The organism is Paenibacillus glycanilyticus, from assembly GCF_030161375.1.
Taxonomy (GTDB): Bacteria; Bacillota; Bacilli; order Paenibacillales; family Paenibacillaceae; genus Pristimantibacillus; species Pristimantibacillus glycanilyticus_B.
Genome location: NZ_BSSQ01000010.1, coordinates 166,661 through 181,524 on the forward strand (window position 1 = coordinate 166,661; position 14,864 = coordinate 181,524).

Sequence of the window (14,864 nt, forward strand, 5' to 3'; positions counted from 1 at the left end):
AGTTTTAGATATAAATGAATTCATCAGCAATATTTTCTAAATTAGAAGTTTCGTCCGATGGAATGATCGTAATTGTCTTTTGCGTTTTTAATACATTTGAGCAAAGACTTAGCCTCGCACGATTTATTTCTTTAAAATCAGCATTAAACCAAGGAAAACAATAAGCAACCTTTTGGTGAGCCAAGCCAATCCCAACGGACGCATTCCATCTTTCGTTACTGATTTGTTTAATCGTTCGATCTAGTCTAGAAGGTGACAGCTCTAACAGTTCCACGATTTCCCCAACAGTGTAACTACTACTCCCATCCATTAATTGTTGCCGAATTGTTCTATTGCTTCCTCTTAACCATCGATTACGAGGTAACTCTTCGCCGATATACATACTGTTTGACTCTAACCATTGAGGGTTAACAATAGTCTCGTCTGCCAATATCTTTCCGCTATATCTTTTAATTTGACCAGTCAATAAATATGATAACGCCCAAGCACCTTGACCTGGTTGGCCAATAATCCCGTAAACACAACCTGACTTAAATGTATAACTAAAATCTTTGATCTCATCTCGAAACGAGCCGATATTAAACGATGAAGGAGTACACCTAGCAGAGATATTCTGAACAGAAAGTTCTCTAATCATTTCCAGTGTTTCACCTCTATTACCAGTCTTGCTCTTCAATAAACACAACGGCCATCTGGAATGGTGTTATGCCTGAGGATGGGAAGGAATACTCCGTTGTTCTTAAACATTAAGAATCGCAACTTCTCTTATTATTAAATAGGCCAGTTAATAATGAATTAGACCCAAATACCGATGCCGGTTGTTCGATTTCCTTCATCTCGCGAAGTTCAATAAGATCGAAATCATGGAAGATCGCAGCTAATTTTTCTTTGGTATACCCTAGACCGCCTCTTAAAGATTTCTGCCTATACACTTCCCAGTCCGAAAGATCAGAACCGCCATATTTCCCTCCAACTTTAAAGCACGTGATAGCATAAGCTCCATCTGGTTTTAACGCTTTCTTTATTATGTTTAAATAGCTCATTCTTCGGTGTGGAGGCACATAATGAAAACAACCCGAATCATAGATCAGATCATAAGACTCAGGCTCTAAATCCAAATCAAATAAATCCTTTTGAATAAAGTTAACTTGAACATTTGATTCGTATGCCCGATCGTTTGCCCATCCTATTGCTTCTGCAGATATATCCACAGCGTCGACGTTCCATCCTTCTTTCGCTAGAAAAATGGCATTTCGCCCAGGTCCACATCCTAAATCAAGAGCTCTGCCTGGTCTCAACAGGTTAGTTTGCACATATTGAACTAAATTCTCGTCGGGGGTATTTGCGAAGAAAGGTATTGGTTTCTCTCGATCGGAGTAAAAAGCGTCCCAGTTGAACGTTGATTGCTCTTTCAATAATGCATCCAGCATGGTAAGAACATCTTCAATACTCTGAATCGTTTCTTCCATAACAACCCTCCAGAGTTAAATCAATTATTTATTACTTATTTTACCATAATCAAACTTTGTCTTGCTTGATTTTCCCAACCAGCTCTTATAGCCATTCTTCGAACTCATGACACTTCCAATTTTCTTCTGATAACGATTGTTCATACTCTTTCACTGTTTGTAAGGCTATTTCAATTCCTTCTTGTCCTTGATAAGTATCGCCCTCTTGCTCGTCAATAAGTAAACCCTGATATCTCTTCGTTATAACCGCGGCCCAATACCAAGCTAATCTCATCTCAAAAGGATCTTGAGAGCTGATCGAAATGATTAATTGTTGTTTGTACCTCTTCTTTGTTCTAAATAACTTCTCAATCCATGTGTTCTTGATTGTTTCTATAGACATCTCAAATCCGGATAAAAGCATTCTTTGATTCAGAGACTCATTCGGACAATCTGTGACTATTAATTTAAAAGGTAAAAATCCAGATTGGTTCTCAAATGAGAAATCTGGATGTATTTCAACTTCTGTATTCAGTTTCTTCATATCCTCGATACATTGAATAATTGAAATTGTCCTGGCATCAGGAACATATACGGACAAAACATAACTCATTTTGATTCACTCGTCTCTAACAGCAATTGATAGACCTCTCCAGCCGATTTCTTTGATAAAGTGTAAGTAACATTTGTATTGTTCACGTTCTCTATTGTTCCCGCTTCATCAGTTAACCAAAGAAAATAAGTTTCTTTGCCCATCTCAACTTTATATTGAGGATCTGCCATATCGGCAATGCCTGAGTTCTTTGTTGCATGTTTAAAAGCTTTGCTAAAAACGGATATATCAGATGAATCCCTAAATACTTTAACCGAAATCTGATCCGTCTCTTGAAAACTAATCATTTTATATACTATGATCTGTTGGATTTTTTCAGATGTGCAGCCTGTCATAGCAAAAACAATTGCAAAAAGTAAAACAAACACACGAAACTTCATTAAGTAATCCCTTCCCTCAATCCGCGCTGTTACGATCTTCTTAATTAGTCCAGGGGAAACCAAATCCACCTAGCCCTAATGTGCTCGTTATTTGTTCAACATAACTTTCTTTATCAAAATGGAACTGTTTGCGAGAATCAAGCAATTCCCCTCCACCCTCAAGGCATGACCACGTTACGATATCATCGTCCATTTCAATAATTACCGATACAGCTCCACATCCCAGATCAGCACATGCAGGACATATGTATATTGAATTCTTTCCGTTCTCGAAATCTGGTTTACCCTGCAGAATTAACCTTCCAATATGCTCTTGTTGAAATTTCTCACTTCCCCATCCTAAGCAAGATACGAAGTCGAACTCCTTTACATACCTATCATATAAAGATTGTCCGTCAATTTTAAAATCTGCAAAATGTATCGGTCCCGGATACCCTTCCCTTAAGCGCAGTTGGATTTCAAATTTCGATTTTTTCAAGTTTAACTCCCCACTCTTTTAACAAATTTTGAATACGCCGGCCTCTTCAAAAACCAATGCGAACTCCATATTTCTTTCCTGATTTTCAATACTTAATATAAATGTTATAAAGTTTCTGAGTTTTTGTTGATCGACATACAAAAATGTAGCAATTATATCCTCACTTGAAATAAGATTCTGTAAGGCAGAAATAATTGAACTATATATGTGAGGAAACTCTCCCTTAATTGTAATTTGGTGTTGCATAAAAGCGTCCATATATTTCTCAAAATCATGGCTATCGTGAAGCTCTTTTCTTATTCTATAAAAGGGAAATCCACTTCCATCTAGCCAATCCATTAATAACCCTAAAAATGCAAGCAAAGATGCGGACCTATATCTATTAATGACATCGTCAAAGTGAAGATAGTACGGGTACAATAGCCATGTGCACCATGCAAAATCAATAAAGTCTCCTTCTTCCCGAATGCATTCATACAGCAGGCTAATTTTAGCCTCAAATTCAGTATAATTTTTTATGCTAATCACCTCAGTTGGAAACCTCTTTATTCACCCACAACTTAATAATATTTTTCTTTTATTATCTGTAATGCGCCAGGGAGAATTCCAGTGATAGTGGAGATCTTTCCAATCTCAATTCCTTCTCTTATCGCACTCCGAGCAACTCTTAGATTATGTTGTATTTTCATCATCTTTTCTCTTAGTAAAACAGCATTGAAATCGAGATAGTCATCGCCAATATCTCCATCTAATGAGAACTCAATGTCATATGTGCCGATTAGTTCCTCCAAATACAAAATATGAACAGAGCAGAAAATAACGGCTTCCTCGACTCCAAATGTATATTTCAGGTAAAGTACACGAATAAAATCTTCATATAACTTCCCTTGAAAAGTACTATGATATTCGTCTTTCTCTTCTGTACGCCATTGTCTAAAACATTTCCAAAATCCATCAATCGTAGTATTTATCGCATCATGGTTATTTTCCCATTCCAGCAAGGTTTGTTTATTCAAGCTCCCACTTCCTAGCAGCTATTTCTAATTATTCATTGGAATAAATTACAATCATGCGATTATTCGTAGTTCGCAACATAACGTTACGCTTATCGTCTATAATGACATACATAAATTTAAAGACTATCTTAGGAGAGATACTGATGAAAAGCAAGATTGTAACTAGTATTATCTTTGCTTTGCTGCTTTCTTTGACAACTACTTCATTATGGAGTAGTGCAGCCGAAGCTTACGATAAGGTTGTACAAATAAAAGCTGCCAAAATGCAAAATAATCGTATACTTATTCCATTGAGAAGTGTATCCGAAAATATGGGTGCAACGGTACAATGGGATCAAGCAGAACAAGCGATTACAATAACTAAAGGCAATACTAATATTAATTTATCTATTAATTCCCAAAAGGTAAGAGTCAATGAGACTGAATTTGAAATGGATGTATCGCCTCAACTTACATATGGTGTTACCTATGTCCCTGCACGTTTTGTAAGCGAAGCGTTTGGGGCAGATGTGAAATGGAATCAACAAACACAACAAGCTACAATAACACTGGATAGACTTCAAATGATTCTAACCTTAGAAAAGCAAAGAGTTGTGCCTCCTTCTTCCATTCGGATTACAGACCAACGATTAAAGTTATTGGTTGATCAATTAAATGAGGCAACAGATCTTTCTGCTATTAAGCAAATTCGCTCTTACTTCAGCCCTTATTTTACGGATCGATTTATTAATTCCATCATCCAAAATAAAGGTCTGAAATATAACTATAAATTTAAAATTATATTCCAATCAGGCACTAGCTATATCGATTATAATACAGCTATTGTGAATCAAGCTTCAGATAACGATTCGGAATATGGCAGCACTCAAACGTTATATCGCACCGCCACAATTGTCCGCACGGAAAGTGGTTGGAAGGTCGATGCAGTTTCTTTTGAGCTTGTGAATGAAGTAATGAATCCATAAGAAATAGCTTGGAATCTATACAAACTATTAGTGCCATAAACGTGGCAAAAATAAATATAATGATTGGCGTGACTTACAATTTTAACTTTATCGGATAAAATTACTTTATCATCATCGGATCACTCATCGAAACTGGTACTATCCACCAGACTTTTAGTTGAAATTAACTTTACTTTTGACATGCAAGGGACATCAAAATACATATCGCATACTTCCCATTTTTGCGTGAGAAAAGAGCAGATTGAGGAGTTTGTAATACGTATAGAGCAACGACGCGAGACAATACTTGATGACAATGATTCTGATGGATATATAAACATTCGATTCATCCATGATCATAATCTTATCCAGGCACAAATTGGCGGTTCACACGAAAAGAATGTTTATATCGTGTTCCTCACAAACAGTAGTGCACTATTCAAATTTACAGCAGGACTTAGAAAACTGCTTAGCTATGAGGATAAATAATATTGTCAGGAGAGAAATGAGTGAATGGCTGGACTGAACTAGATAATGATGAGCAAGAGGAAATATGGTCACGGTTCTATAAAACATTTGATTTCAAACCTAGTACTACTACTTTCCCAGCCTTTAGAATCCCCACTCCTTTTATTAAGTTCGACATCTCTAACTGCAATGCAGATGATCTGATTAGGGACTTTGAAGTCAAATTGGTTAAGGTATTCCAACTATGCACTCAACCTGGGGAATTCATCTATGCGTTAGATTGGCAACATGAGTGCTATAAAGTTGATCCTCGCTTAGAGTTTCCAAGATATGCTCCTTGGAGAGATGATAATCGTGATTGGATAATATCCATTTATCCAGATGGTGACTATCATTTCTTCTTAGCTGCAGATTTCTCATGGGGGATATTAGGTCACCCCTGGGAAAATACCATTGCTGTCTTCGGTAAGAAATTTATTGAAGGTTTATTAATTAATCCGCCTCTTATGCTTCATAATGTACTTCAACAAGGATAACCTAATGACTGGTGCAGACTTTCGAAGTGCAAAACCGTCAGGCATATTAAATTTAGCATTAAGACTGGCCCCTTGAAACGAAACAGCAGCAGTCATGGACGTCAAAATAAAGTCCTAGACTGCTGCTGTATTGTTGAATTATCGTTTTCCATCGTTTTATCACTCGATTTGTTTTATTCTATAGGAACTGGACGAAGAGTCTTATCCCCAATTCTGTTCCACCAACGCGAAGACATTCCATAATAAATGTCATAAGCCCAAAACTCAGCTGTTTCATGAAATACGATACTCTCCTCATTAATTTCATCCACATGAGACCAATGCCGATTAATCCTTTCAATGGATTCGTCATAAGTAACATTAAAATCTTCCATCATTTTTTTAGAAATATCTAAACATAACTTTAAAGCATGTTCATCCGTTACAAACATAAATGGTGACTTCAAAATCATCCCTCGCTTCCTATACAAATACCGTTCCAATATAACCCTTCAATTATCATGTTTCCACTTGCAGGTGGCGGCTGCCAAAAAATAATCGCACTTACATTCTACGCTCTTAATCATAAAGGAGCAGTCGCCGTTCCGGCAGACTGCTCCTTCGCATTTCCAAGCAAGCCGTTATTCCGACCAGTCGCGACGCAGCGTGAACAGGTCGCGCAGCGCATCCGTCGACAGTTCCGTGATCCAGCCTTCCGAGCTCGTGATGACGTCATCGCTCAACTGTTGCTTGCTCTCGAGCATTTCGTCGATTCGCTCCTCCAGCGTACCGAGCGAGATGAACTTATGCACCTGCACGTCGCGCGTCTGGCCCATTCGGTAGGCGCGGTCTGTCGCTTGATTCTCCACGGCGGGGTTCCACCAGCGGTCGAAATGGAACACGTGGTTCGCCGCGGTCAAGTTGAGTCCGACCCCGCCTGCCTTGATCGATAGGATGAACACGTTTGGCTGTTCCGCTTCCGGCAACTCCCTGGACTGGAACTGCTCAATCATCCGGTCTCGCGCTATCTTCGACGAGCCGCCATGCAAGTATAGGACAGGCTCGTCTAACTCTCGGCCGAGCACTCGCTGCAGCATTTCGCCCATCCCGATATACTGTGTGAAGATGAGACAACGCTCGCCTTCTTCGCGAAGTTCCTTCACAAGATCAAGTAGCCGTTCGAGCTTGGCTGAGCGGCTGATGAGCATGGCCGACTCAGCGGCGGCTTCGCGCTCGTCCTCCGGAACCGGAATGGCTTCCTTCGTCAGCAGAACCGGATGGTCGCACAACTGCTTTAGCCGCGTCAATGCAGAAAGGATCGCGCCTTTGCGCTGAATCCCCTCCAACTTTTTGACATCTTCCATTAGTTCCTTCACGGTCTGCTCGTAGAGCGCGCTCTGCTCGCCGGTGAGATGGATGTACGTCTTCATTTCATTTTTCTCTGGCAGATCTAGCATGATGTTCGGATCCTTCTTCTTGCGCCGGAGCATGAACGGTTTCACGAGTCGCTGCAGCTCCTGCGTTCGCTTCTCATCACGCTCGCGCTCGATCGCTTGGCCGAACCGTTCCGCGAACATACGAGCATTGCCAAGATAGCCAGGGTTGGTGAAATCGTAGATCGACCATAGCTCTGCAAGCTTGTTCTCGATTGGCGTTCCCGTCAGCGCAATACGGTGCCGGGCAGGGAAGCTCTTCACCGCCATCGCCTGTTTCGTGCCGGCATTTTTAATGTTCTGTGCCTCGTCGAGACAGATTGCCGACCATGTATAGCCGCTAATCAGTTCTTGGTCAAGCGTCGAAGTCGCATACGAGGTCAATACAAGATCGGCATTCGTCGCTTCCTCGTAGAATGCGTCACCGCTAAGTCTCTTGCTTCCGTAATGGAGCATAATGCGGAGCGACGGCGCGAATCGTTGCACTTCTTTCTGCCAGTTTCCTAGCACCGAGGTCGGACAAATCAGCAAGGCAGGACGCCGTCCTCCGTTCCCAGTCGCTTCCTCGGCGACATGCAGCAAATAGGTAATGAATTGAATCGTCTTGCCTAGCCCCATATCGTCGGCAAGAACGGCACCGAGTCCAAACTGGCGTAGAAACGCTAGCCAGGAGAAGCCGGCTTGCTGATAACTGCGCAGCTCCGCATGTAACGACAGCGGCACCGGGATCGACGGCCAGTCCGTCTGTTGCGTCAACTGCCCTATAATCTTCGTGAGGTGATCGTTTAACTCAACGTCCACCTCCAGCTCGCCAGCATCTTCGCGGTTCTCCGAAGCATCGCTTTCGGCGTCTTTGCCCGCGGAAGCCGGCATCTGAAAGCCGCTGTTGCGGCGCAAGTGCATCTGCAGGACGTCCTGGAAGGACAAACCCTGTCGCGGACCAATGTCCGCCATCGCCTTGCGGATCTGCGCGAGCAGGATAGGGTCAAGCGGCACCCATTGGCCTCGGAACTGTACGAGCCGCTCGCCGCGGGCGACCAACTCTCGGAACTCTTCCTCACTTAGATCAGCATCGCCAATAGATAGCCGCCAGTCGAAATCGATCAGCGCGTCGAGGCCGAAGAAGGATCGGCTACCGCCCGCCTTCTCGCCTTCGTTATCGCCGGTGCGCACTTTCGCGCGCAAGCGTGGCTTCTTGCGGCTCGCCTCCTCCCACCAGCCGGGCAGCAATACCTGCCAACCGGCGGCAAGAAGACGCTGGCTGTCCATGGTCAGGAACCGCCACGCTTCTTCGTCAGACATTGGAGCGTTCATCACGTCCGCTGGACTGCCAGCCAGTCTGTCCTCCGATAGGCTCGCACGCAGATGCGTAAGCCAGGCCGCGGAGCGTTCATGCACGTGCGGCATCCATCCGGAAGGCCATGTCCCGGAAGCTTTGCCGTCCGAGGTCAGACGAATCGGAGCGAGTTTCGCCGGTTCAAGCTTATCCTGTAGCAGTAGCGTGAGGCGCCAACCACCAGACTCGGCATCCTCCGGCTCAAGCAGTTGCAAGAGCGGCCGGAATGGCAGCGTGTCGGATTTCCAACCAGTAGCGACGAGCCAACCGCGCTCATCGAGCCCAGCAGCCACAGCGGCGCGATCGCGCGCGAACAGCACAGGGAAGTCTCGGCGCAGGTCGGCGGCAGCTTCTTCCGTGCCGTAATAACGCTGAAACACCGCCGCGGAGAAAGCGGCACCTAGCCCGTCCAAAAAGGCAGTGTCCTCCGCTTCCGTGTTTTGGGTTTCTTCAATCCAACCGTTTAGATCGTTGCCTCCGACCGCAAGTGCCCCAAGCGCCCGGCGAGTCTTCGCGTCGAGCACCTCTGCGTCCCACTTCCATCGTAGCTTGCCAGCTTTATAGGCCTCGAAGCTTGGAATGAAGCCCCTCTCCGCAACGACGCGCTCCATGGCTGGCGATAGCTCGGCAAGTCGCGCTGCGTCTCCTTCGAGTCTCCACGTCATGTGTATCGGCAGCAACCGGGGATCGGCGAAGAACGGCACCGCCATCTCCGCAGGCAACACAATGAGTTCCAGTTCATCCCGCAGTCGCTCAATCTCTAACTCCGTACCGTAAAATGACGGCTCATGTCGCGCGAACAGACGCTGCTTGACAAGCAGTCCCGGCACGTAGTTGCCGGATGCATCCACGCCAAAGATAAGAGCATCGCCCTGTTCGGTCAAACTCGCTTGTATCGTAAGGGTATCGGTGTACGTGTTCATGACAGCAGGCCTCCTTTGCGCAGTTCTTCCTGCAGCGCCCGCAGCCTGCTGTTCCGACTTACAAACGCGGCGAGAAACTGCTCCCACCGTTCCGCCTTCTTCAGGCGCGCGTATAGCTTGGCGAGACGTTTCAATAGCTTCGTCGCTGCTTTGTAGCCATCACGGTTCTTCTGCAAGACGTACCTTTCCACTGCTTGATGGTAGAAGGGCAGCAATAGTTCCGGCGCATCTTTCTCGACCGGCTTCAGCACGGTCACGCGGAACAACAGCGGTTCCTGGCCCATGCACATCTGCAGGTCGATCCATCTGTCCCACCTGCCATGCGCCGCCAGTGCGTCCTCGTAAATGGCGCGGGAGAACGGCAACATCGCATGGAGCGTAGGCCACATGACCGATTCTGCGTCCGGCAGATGCGTTACGACCGTCGCCCAATAGTCACCGTAAGGCGTTAGATCCTCTCCCCGAAAACCTGAGAGCAGCGGACCGATCGCCGCGAGCCAGTCGCGCAGCCGTCCCCATTGCTCCGAGCGCTCGAGAACGCCGAGTAGCGGCGTGAGATGCTCCGGCTTCAGCATTAACTTGCCACCGCTCTGGGCGAGCAGAGTCTGTGCTTCTTCATCGCGCGTCAGGTAGAGTAGGAGCAAGCATTGGGCAAGCGTCCATGGCAATCGTGATAGTGCTATGCCAAGTTCCGCTTCCGCTGTCTTCAGTTTGCGCAGCTCCTCCGCGTACAGTTGCGTATTTCCAGCCGAACTTGGACCGAGCCAATTCAACCACAACGAAGTATAGAGCGCCGAGAAGCAGTCGAGCGTCTTATCTTCGGTCAACATTTTCTTCCTAAGGAAATCCGCCGTCTCCATCAGCCGTTCCCAATACGCCGAACTGTCGTCCGTAAGTGCCAGCTTATCCTCTAGCAAGCTTCGCGCCTGGCCGCGCACCCCTTCTACCGCAAGTCGTGTATGGTAGCCCATAAACAAGCTTGATTGGTGAGAATGAGACTGGGTAGGTTTAACCATCCGCTCTAGTACGAACAGTAGTGCATGGAGCGTGAACAACTGTTCGAGCGCCCAGGGCAGTTCGGGCCGCATCGCGTGCAGATCGTCAAGCAAATCGCTGGCCTCCTGCGCCGTGCGAATATGCAAGTGTACGGGTAAGCAGCGCGCCTCGAACTGCTCGTGCCACTTGGCCACTGGAAGTTCAGTCAGTTCCACCTCCGTTAGGGTCGGCCGGACAGTCCGTAGAACTGCCGGTTTGGAAGCACCATTCGGACTTTCGTCACGGTTGTCCACTCGGGACGGCATTTCCGCGGATATTCCAGCGGTACTCGCGCGAGCAACGCCTTGTGCCCCTTTTGGCTTGTCCCCTGCGGACGCGCTCTTTAAGGTACTACGCGCGTTGGCGAGAGCCTGGATCGGTCGACCGCACATCTCCGCATAACGCATCAAGGTGGCAGCCATGTGCGTACAGGCACGGTTAGCGGAGCAACCGCATTCGCTCGCGGTGAGATCATCCAGAGCGACGGCGACGTCGTACATCCGGTTATCCTTGACGCGCGCGTCCACGTGTACGCCATCATCGCGGAGATTTAATTCCTCCACCCGTCCCTGTTTAACATATTGAAAACCTCTAATAATCGTCAGTTCGTCGAAGTACGTGGCAACGCCTTCTAGCAGAAGCCGCCACGCGCCGTCATCCAACATATATTCTATATCCATAGTCCGTTAACTCCCGGTTATCTCATCATGTATTCTGAAAACGTCGTTATCTATTATACCATCTCTTCCGATCACGGGACGACCTGAACATCCCCTAAATATGCGGGTACCGGCTACAGAAATCATCAACAAACCAACATCCAGGGCAACAACCTGCTCCTGATTTATTTGAACGTCTCTAGTGAGCTAATGTTTGCTCCTCTCGGTCATCTATTGAGCATACCATTTTACTGAAGACATCTTCCCAGTCTAGGTGCAAATTCTCAATTATATGGGTTGGAAAATGTAGCGTATCAAGCAACTTCATTTCGATTCGCTTGCGGTTTTCCATAAATTTAATATTTTGTTCCGTAGCGAAGTGAGGCTTGGAACGGATGGATGAAATCCAAACTTGCTGGTCGCGCACGCTAGGTTGGGTTAAATAGATAAAGATCGGATTCATAGCAGCAATTAGACCAGCGATTCCTTGAATATGCTGAGCAATTTGGCTATCGGGGGTTTGATAGTGCCTTAGCAAATCATGAATTTGATGCTGAAAAAACACCGCTTCAAGTACATAAACGGTATCGGTAAGGTTGGCATGATCGGAGAAACGAGCCCAATGCCGTTGAATCAAATTTGTAAATTCTGACAACGTGGCTATAGGCGTATCCGTCCAACATAACTCACGGGATTTCAGCTCTTCATAGAGTCCACTTGGTTCACTGAACTCCTTGACTCCACGATAAGGTATTAGATAATTACTACCATCATTTATGGCTCGTACACTGATCTCATTAGCTTTGTTCGGATAACGTTTCAAAAGTTCACCATATTCCTCTTCTCGAAAAAAAGCATGCCAGTTTAAACTCACCGGATGCCCTTCAGCGCCTTCATCATAAAAAAGAGACTTCTTGCCTTGTTGTATCAGGTAGTGATGCAGCCTTTCGGCAAGTGTTGATTTTCCAGTGCCGCATAAACCTTCAACCAAGATTAATTTACAATCTTTTTGCATGAAATTCCTCCTAATCGTTCAGTCCTACCCAATTGCCAATAAAAAAAGCAGTCGCACTTTTTAAGCCGGCTGCTAAGTCATGTTGGTAAAGGCTGCTGAACCTCAGCCTTACTTTTTTGGCTTTTCATTCTTACCTTTGAACGCCTTATCGTACAGATAGTAGACATAGATTGACAGAGCAATAGCTCCTGCAAACGACAAGATTTTAATAAAAACCATTTCTCTCCCATCTCCTTGTGCAAAATAAACTCGTTTAAAATTAATACATATAAGGTGTACAAAAGTTGCACAGAGTCCATGATTATCTTGCAAATAAACTGTCCCAAACGTTAATGAAACGGCAGCTGACTTGAAGTCCAGCTTCCGTACTTTTGTATAGAGCTAACGTTCTCCGCTGAATAGCAAAAACAAACCAACGATAACTAAGAATCCTCCCATAATGCGATTGACCCATACTGCGAATGAATTAGCTGGTTCAGATTCGAAAACCAATTTGCCTTCTTTTATACGAATCATAAATTGACTGACATACCATATTCTTCTTGGGAAAACAACGAAAAGAAGTCCCCAAAGAATACAGATCATCTCGGCTATCATAAAGATCCTCACTTCATGTTCTAATTAATTACAGTCTATCACTTCGCCAAAGCAAGGTGTAAGAAAATGTTGAACTACACACCCTTTAGTTGAGAAAACGGCAGCTCATCGATTGTGAGCTGCCGTAATATCTTTATTGAGCTAAAATTCTATGCCTTTTGTATTGTTTAACCACGACCACCAAAGAAGGGCATTGTCTGATAAGGGATCTATCCCTGATTTACTATCTTTAATAAAGGGAAGCAGCGTTAGTTTTTGAACTATCATTCCCAGACAGCTTAATACTATTTTTGGTTTTTAAAATGGTACAAAATAATCAGAGTGAAGCTAATTAGAATTAAAGCAATTCCTATAATAAGAAAAGGAATAACCATTACATTGTCATCCAGTTGTATAGTTACAACATCTGTAGCAATAGAGCCATCATGAGTTGCAAAACCATTCTGAATTTCACCAAACATTATTTGTCTACTAAATCTTTCGATCGAGTACATTACTCCGCTACATAAAATGAATAAAGTACCTATTAAGAAAAATATTTTTGAGTTCATCCGTTATCCCCCAAATAAAGAGTGCTATTGTTGAAGTATTTGAGATGAGAATAAACTGTCCTGTCATTTACTTCAACAAAAGCTGCAGCGGATCCATGTTCTGCTGCAGCTTTATCATTTTAATTAATTGTATAATGTGCTTACTTAATTAACCTCATGTAATTGGTGGTTGCTGGAACTTTTTCAAACCCCCATTTTTCGTAGAAAACTACTTTATTATCTTCGCAATATAAATCAACTCGTTCGATACTCTTTATTAATGTACTGTTTACGACCGTTTGGAGAAGCAATCTTCCAAAACCTTTCCCTTGAAATCGTTCCATAACGATAACGTCGTATATTGTTGCTCGGAATACGTAGTCAGTCACAACTCTCGTAAATCCTATTAGTTGATCTGATTCAGAATCACATAAACCAAATATATATGAGTTATCTATCATTGCTCGAACTTCATCAGAAGTTCTTGTCTTTGTCCATGACCTTTCACTGTATAAGTTCAATAAATCTTGAAAATGCTTTTCTGATAGCTGATTCACAATATATGTAGGATTCATTTTGTTTACTTCCTTTTCAATATTTTATTTCAATCTGGATCAACTTCCATTTTTTTGTTTTCTTAACTACGTTCGCAGATGCTCTAATAGCCTAGCTTTTTACTTTTATGATTGTATCAAAAAATCCAGCTATTTTTGGATCATCAACCTTGTAGTAGGTTAGTTTGCCCTCCTTGAACAGATCGTTTCGTGTTACGTAGACCTCGGTTTTAGCATATTGAATGCGAATTTCTCGGTCATTCTTTAATTCAATAGCGATGCCAGCGCTAATTTGTGGGTCAACCCGGTCAATCGCCGTGACTGTGGTTCCTGAACTAGAGTTCAACCATTGAATCAACTGATTTACTTGTTGCTGCGATAAACTGATGTCCTCTTGCATGGCAGTAGCGCCTTCAGCCACCCATTTGCTCATATTGTAATCGACAATGTCACTTGAATTTATCGTCTCATACACCGGACTCTCTGCTTGAATTTCATCTTTTGACTGCTGCTGTTTTTGATTGAGAAGAATGACAGCTACAATGACATTCGCGACAATCCCACTTATCAACCCTGCTTTTTTAAAGTTCATTACACCACTCCCTTCAAACAGTACATATGTGCTGATCACATCAATCCCTTTTATTTCCTTATGCTAAATGAGACGGGGCCAGTTCAAGGATTTAATGCAAGTTGGCTTATGATCTTCTTCATAAGAATTGTTGATATGACTGAATTGTTCCAGTTCCAACTCCAACCAGTAAAAGTCAGAGTCGCAATACGGTTACTAACTCATCTCCCAAAGTCTCTCCGTTGTTACGAAAGCCGAAGCTTTCATAAAGCTTCTTGGCGGCCACATTATCAGACTTATAACAAATCCAGCAATATTGTGCAGAACCAGCCGGAAAGGTGCGGATAAA

The 14,864-nt window shown here is 44.0% G+C and carries 17 protein-coding genes; 3 read left to right on the forward strand and 14 right to left on the reverse strand.

The genetic code is table 11. The features are described from left to right. Nucleotides 1–4: 4 nt before the first annotated feature. The 7 genes from QQK89_RS11810 to QQK89_RS11840 form a co-directional block, all read right to left on the reverse strand. Nucleotides 5–637: a hypothetical protein gene (locus tag QQK89_RS11810; protein WP_284238767.1), complete on the reverse strand. Its 633-nt coding sequence runs from the start codon at nucleotides 635–637 to the stop codon at nucleotides 5–7. A gap of 109 nt (nucleotides 638–746) precedes the next feature. After that, on the reverse strand, nucleotides 747–1,469 hold the full coding sequence (locus QQK89_RS11815; protein ID WP_284238768.1) for a class I SAM-dependent methyltransferase: 723 nt from the start codon (nucleotides 1,467–1,469) through the stop codon (nucleotides 747–749). 85 nt (nucleotides 1,470–1,554) lie between these two features. Next, complete coding sequence (locus QQK89_RS11820) at nucleotides 1,555–2,061, reverse strand: hypothetical protein (protein WP_284238769.1); 507 nt, start codon at nucleotides 2,059–2,061, stop codon at nucleotides 1,555–1,557. Continuing rightward, nucleotides 2,058–2,441 (reverse strand): hypothetical protein, encoded by a 384-nt coding sequence (locus tag QQK89_RS11825; protein ID WP_284238770.1) that lies wholly within the window; start codon nucleotides 2,439–2,441, stop codon nucleotides 2,058–2,060. The genes QQK89_RS11820 and QQK89_RS11825 overlap by 4 nt, the downstream gene beginning before the upstream one ends. Before the next feature lie 40 nt (nucleotides 2,442–2,481). Next, a complete protein-coding gene (locus QQK89_RS11830) occupies nucleotides 2,482–2,919 on the reverse strand; it encodes a hypothetical protein (RefSeq protein ID WP_284238771.1) in 438 nt (145 codons plus the stop codon). An 18-nt stretch (nucleotides 2,920–2,937) separates the two neighbouring features. Then, nucleotides 2,938–3,447, reverse strand: coding sequence for a hypothetical protein (locus QQK89_RS11835; protein ID WP_284238772.1), 510 nt, complete (start codon nucleotides 3,445–3,447; stop codon nucleotides 2,938–2,940). Nucleotides 3,448–3,479: 32 nt separating this feature from the next. Continuing rightward, nucleotides 3,480–3,935: a hypothetical protein gene (locus QQK89_RS11840; protein ID WP_284238773.1), complete on the reverse strand. Its 456-nt coding sequence runs from the start codon at nucleotides 3,933–3,935 to the stop codon at nucleotides 3,480–3,482. A 143-nt stretch (nucleotides 3,936–4,078) separates the two neighbouring features. Between QQK89_RS11840 and QQK89_RS11845 the strand changes: the two genes are divergently transcribed. Both QQK89_RS11845 and QQK89_RS11850 read left to right on the forward strand, forming a co-directional pair. Beyond that, nucleotides 4,079–4,900, forward strand: a complete 822-nt coding sequence (locus QQK89_RS11845; protein ID WP_284238774.1) for a stalk domain-containing protein — start codon at nucleotides 4,079–4,081, stop codon at nucleotides 4,898–4,900. 488 nt (nucleotides 4,901–5,388) lie between these two features. Next, a complete protein-coding gene (locus QQK89_RS11850) occupies nucleotides 5,389–5,883 on the forward strand; it encodes a DUF2716 domain-containing protein (protein WP_284238775.1) in 495 nt (164 codons plus the stop codon). Nucleotides 5,884–6,056: 173 nt separating this feature from the next. Here the strand turns inward: QQK89_RS11850 and QQK89_RS11855 are convergent, their stop codons facing one another. The 3 genes from QQK89_RS11855 to QQK89_RS11865 form a co-directional block, all read right to left on the reverse strand. Next, nucleotides 6,057–6,335 carry a hypothetical protein gene (locus QQK89_RS11855; RefSeq protein WP_284238776.1) on the reverse strand — a complete coding sequence of 93 codons (279 nt, stop codon included), beginning with the start codon at nucleotides 6,333–6,335 and terminating at the stop codon, nucleotides 6,057–6,059. Between the two features lie 168 nt (nucleotides 6,336–6,503). Beyond that, on the reverse strand, nucleotides 6,504–9,554 hold the full coding sequence (locus QQK89_RS11860; RefSeq protein ID WP_284238777.1) for a DEAD/DEAH box helicase: 3,051 nt from the start codon (nucleotides 9,552–9,554) through the stop codon (nucleotides 6,504–6,506). Then, nucleotides 9,551–10,981: a hypothetical protein gene (locus tag QQK89_RS11865; protein WP_284238778.1), complete on the reverse strand. Its 1,431-nt coding sequence runs from the start codon at nucleotides 10,979–10,981 to the stop codon at nucleotides 9,551–9,553. The genes QQK89_RS11860 and QQK89_RS11865 overlap by 4 nt, the downstream gene beginning before the upstream one ends. A gap of 30 nt (nucleotides 10,982–11,011) precedes the next feature. On the opposite strand from QQK89_RS11865, the gene QQK89_RS11870 reads away from it, so the two are divergent. Further along, complete coding sequence (locus QQK89_RS11870) at nucleotides 11,012–11,143, forward strand: hypothetical protein (RefSeq protein ID WP_284238779.1); 132 nt, start codon at nucleotides 11,012–11,014, stop codon at nucleotides 11,141–11,143. Between the two features lie 304 nt (nucleotides 11,144–11,447). On the opposite strand, the gene QQK89_RS11875 is transcribed toward QQK89_RS11870, so the two are convergent. The 4 genes from QQK89_RS11875 to QQK89_RS11890 form a co-directional block, all read right to left on the reverse strand. Continuing rightward, nucleotides 11,448–12,263 (reverse strand): hypothetical protein, encoded by an 816-nt coding sequence (locus tag QQK89_RS11875; RefSeq protein ID WP_284238780.1) that lies wholly within the window; start codon nucleotides 12,261–12,263, stop codon nucleotides 11,448–11,450. An 881-nt stretch (nucleotides 12,264–13,144) separates the two neighbouring features. After that, nucleotides 13,145–13,411, reverse strand: a complete 267-nt coding sequence (locus QQK89_RS11880; RefSeq protein WP_284238781.1) for a hypothetical protein — start codon at nucleotides 13,409–13,411, stop codon at nucleotides 13,145–13,147. 140 nt (nucleotides 13,412–13,551) lie between these two features. Beyond that, on the reverse strand, nucleotides 13,552–13,965 hold the full coding sequence (locus QQK89_RS11885; RefSeq protein ID WP_284238782.1) for a GNAT family N-acetyltransferase: 414 nt from the start codon (nucleotides 13,963–13,965) through the stop codon (nucleotides 13,552–13,554). Between the two features lie 91 nt (nucleotides 13,966–14,056). After that, nucleotides 14,057–14,536 carry a hypothetical protein gene (locus QQK89_RS11890; RefSeq protein WP_284238783.1) on the reverse strand — a complete coding sequence of 160 codons (480 nt, stop codon included), beginning with the start codon at nucleotides 14,534–14,536 and terminating at the stop codon, nucleotides 14,057–14,059. Nucleotides 14,537–14,864: the final 328 nt, after the last annotated feature.

Bases quoted from the DNA above. Each gene is read 5' to 3' on its own strand.
- QQK89_RS11810 (WP_284238767.1), bottom strand. From the start codon at position 637: ATGATTAGAGAACTTTCTGTTCAGAATATCTCTGCTAGGTGTACTCCT.
- QQK89_RS11815 (WP_284238768.1), bottom strand. From the start codon at position 1,469: ATGGAAGAAACGATTCAGAGTATTGAAGATGTTCTTACCATGCTGGAT.
- QQK89_RS11820 (WP_284238769.1), bottom strand. From the start codon at position 2,061: ATGAGTTATGTTTTGTCCGTATATGTTCCTGATGCCAGGACAATTTCA.
- QQK89_RS11825 (WP_284238770.1), bottom strand. From the start codon at position 2,441: ATGAAGTTTCGTGTGTTTGTTTTACTTTTTGCAATTGTTTTTGCTATG.
- QQK89_RS11845 (WP_284238774.1), top strand. From the start codon at position 4,079: ATGAAAAGCAAGATTGTAACTAGTATTATCTTTGCTTTGCTGCTTTCT.
- QQK89_RS11855 (WP_284238776.1), bottom strand. From the start codon at position 6,335: ATGATTTTGAAGTCACCATTTATGTTTGTAACGGATGAACATGCTTTA.
- QQK89_RS11860 (WP_284238777.1), bottom strand. From the start codon at position 9,554: ATGAACACGTACACCGATACCCTTACGATACAAGCGAGTTTGACCGAA.
- QQK89_RS11865 (WP_284238778.1), bottom strand. From the start codon at position 10,981: ATGTGCGGTCGACCGATCCAGGCTCTCGCCAACGCGCGTAGTACCTTA.
- QQK89_RS11875 (WP_284238780.1), bottom strand. From the start codon at position 12,263: ATGCAAAAAGATTGTAAATTAATCTTGGTTGAAGGTTTATGCGGCACT.
- QQK89_RS11880 (WP_284238781.1), bottom strand. From the start codon at position 13,411: ATGAACTCAAAAATATTTTTCTTAATAGGTACTTTATTCATTTTATGT.
- QQK89_RS11885 (WP_284238782.1), bottom strand. From the start codon at position 13,965: ATGAATCCTACATATATTGTGAATCAGCTATCAGAAAAGCATTTTCAA.
- QQK89_RS11890 (WP_284238783.1), bottom strand. From the start codon at position 14,536: ATGAACTTTAAAAAAGCAGGGTTGATAAGTGGGATTGTCGCGAATGTC.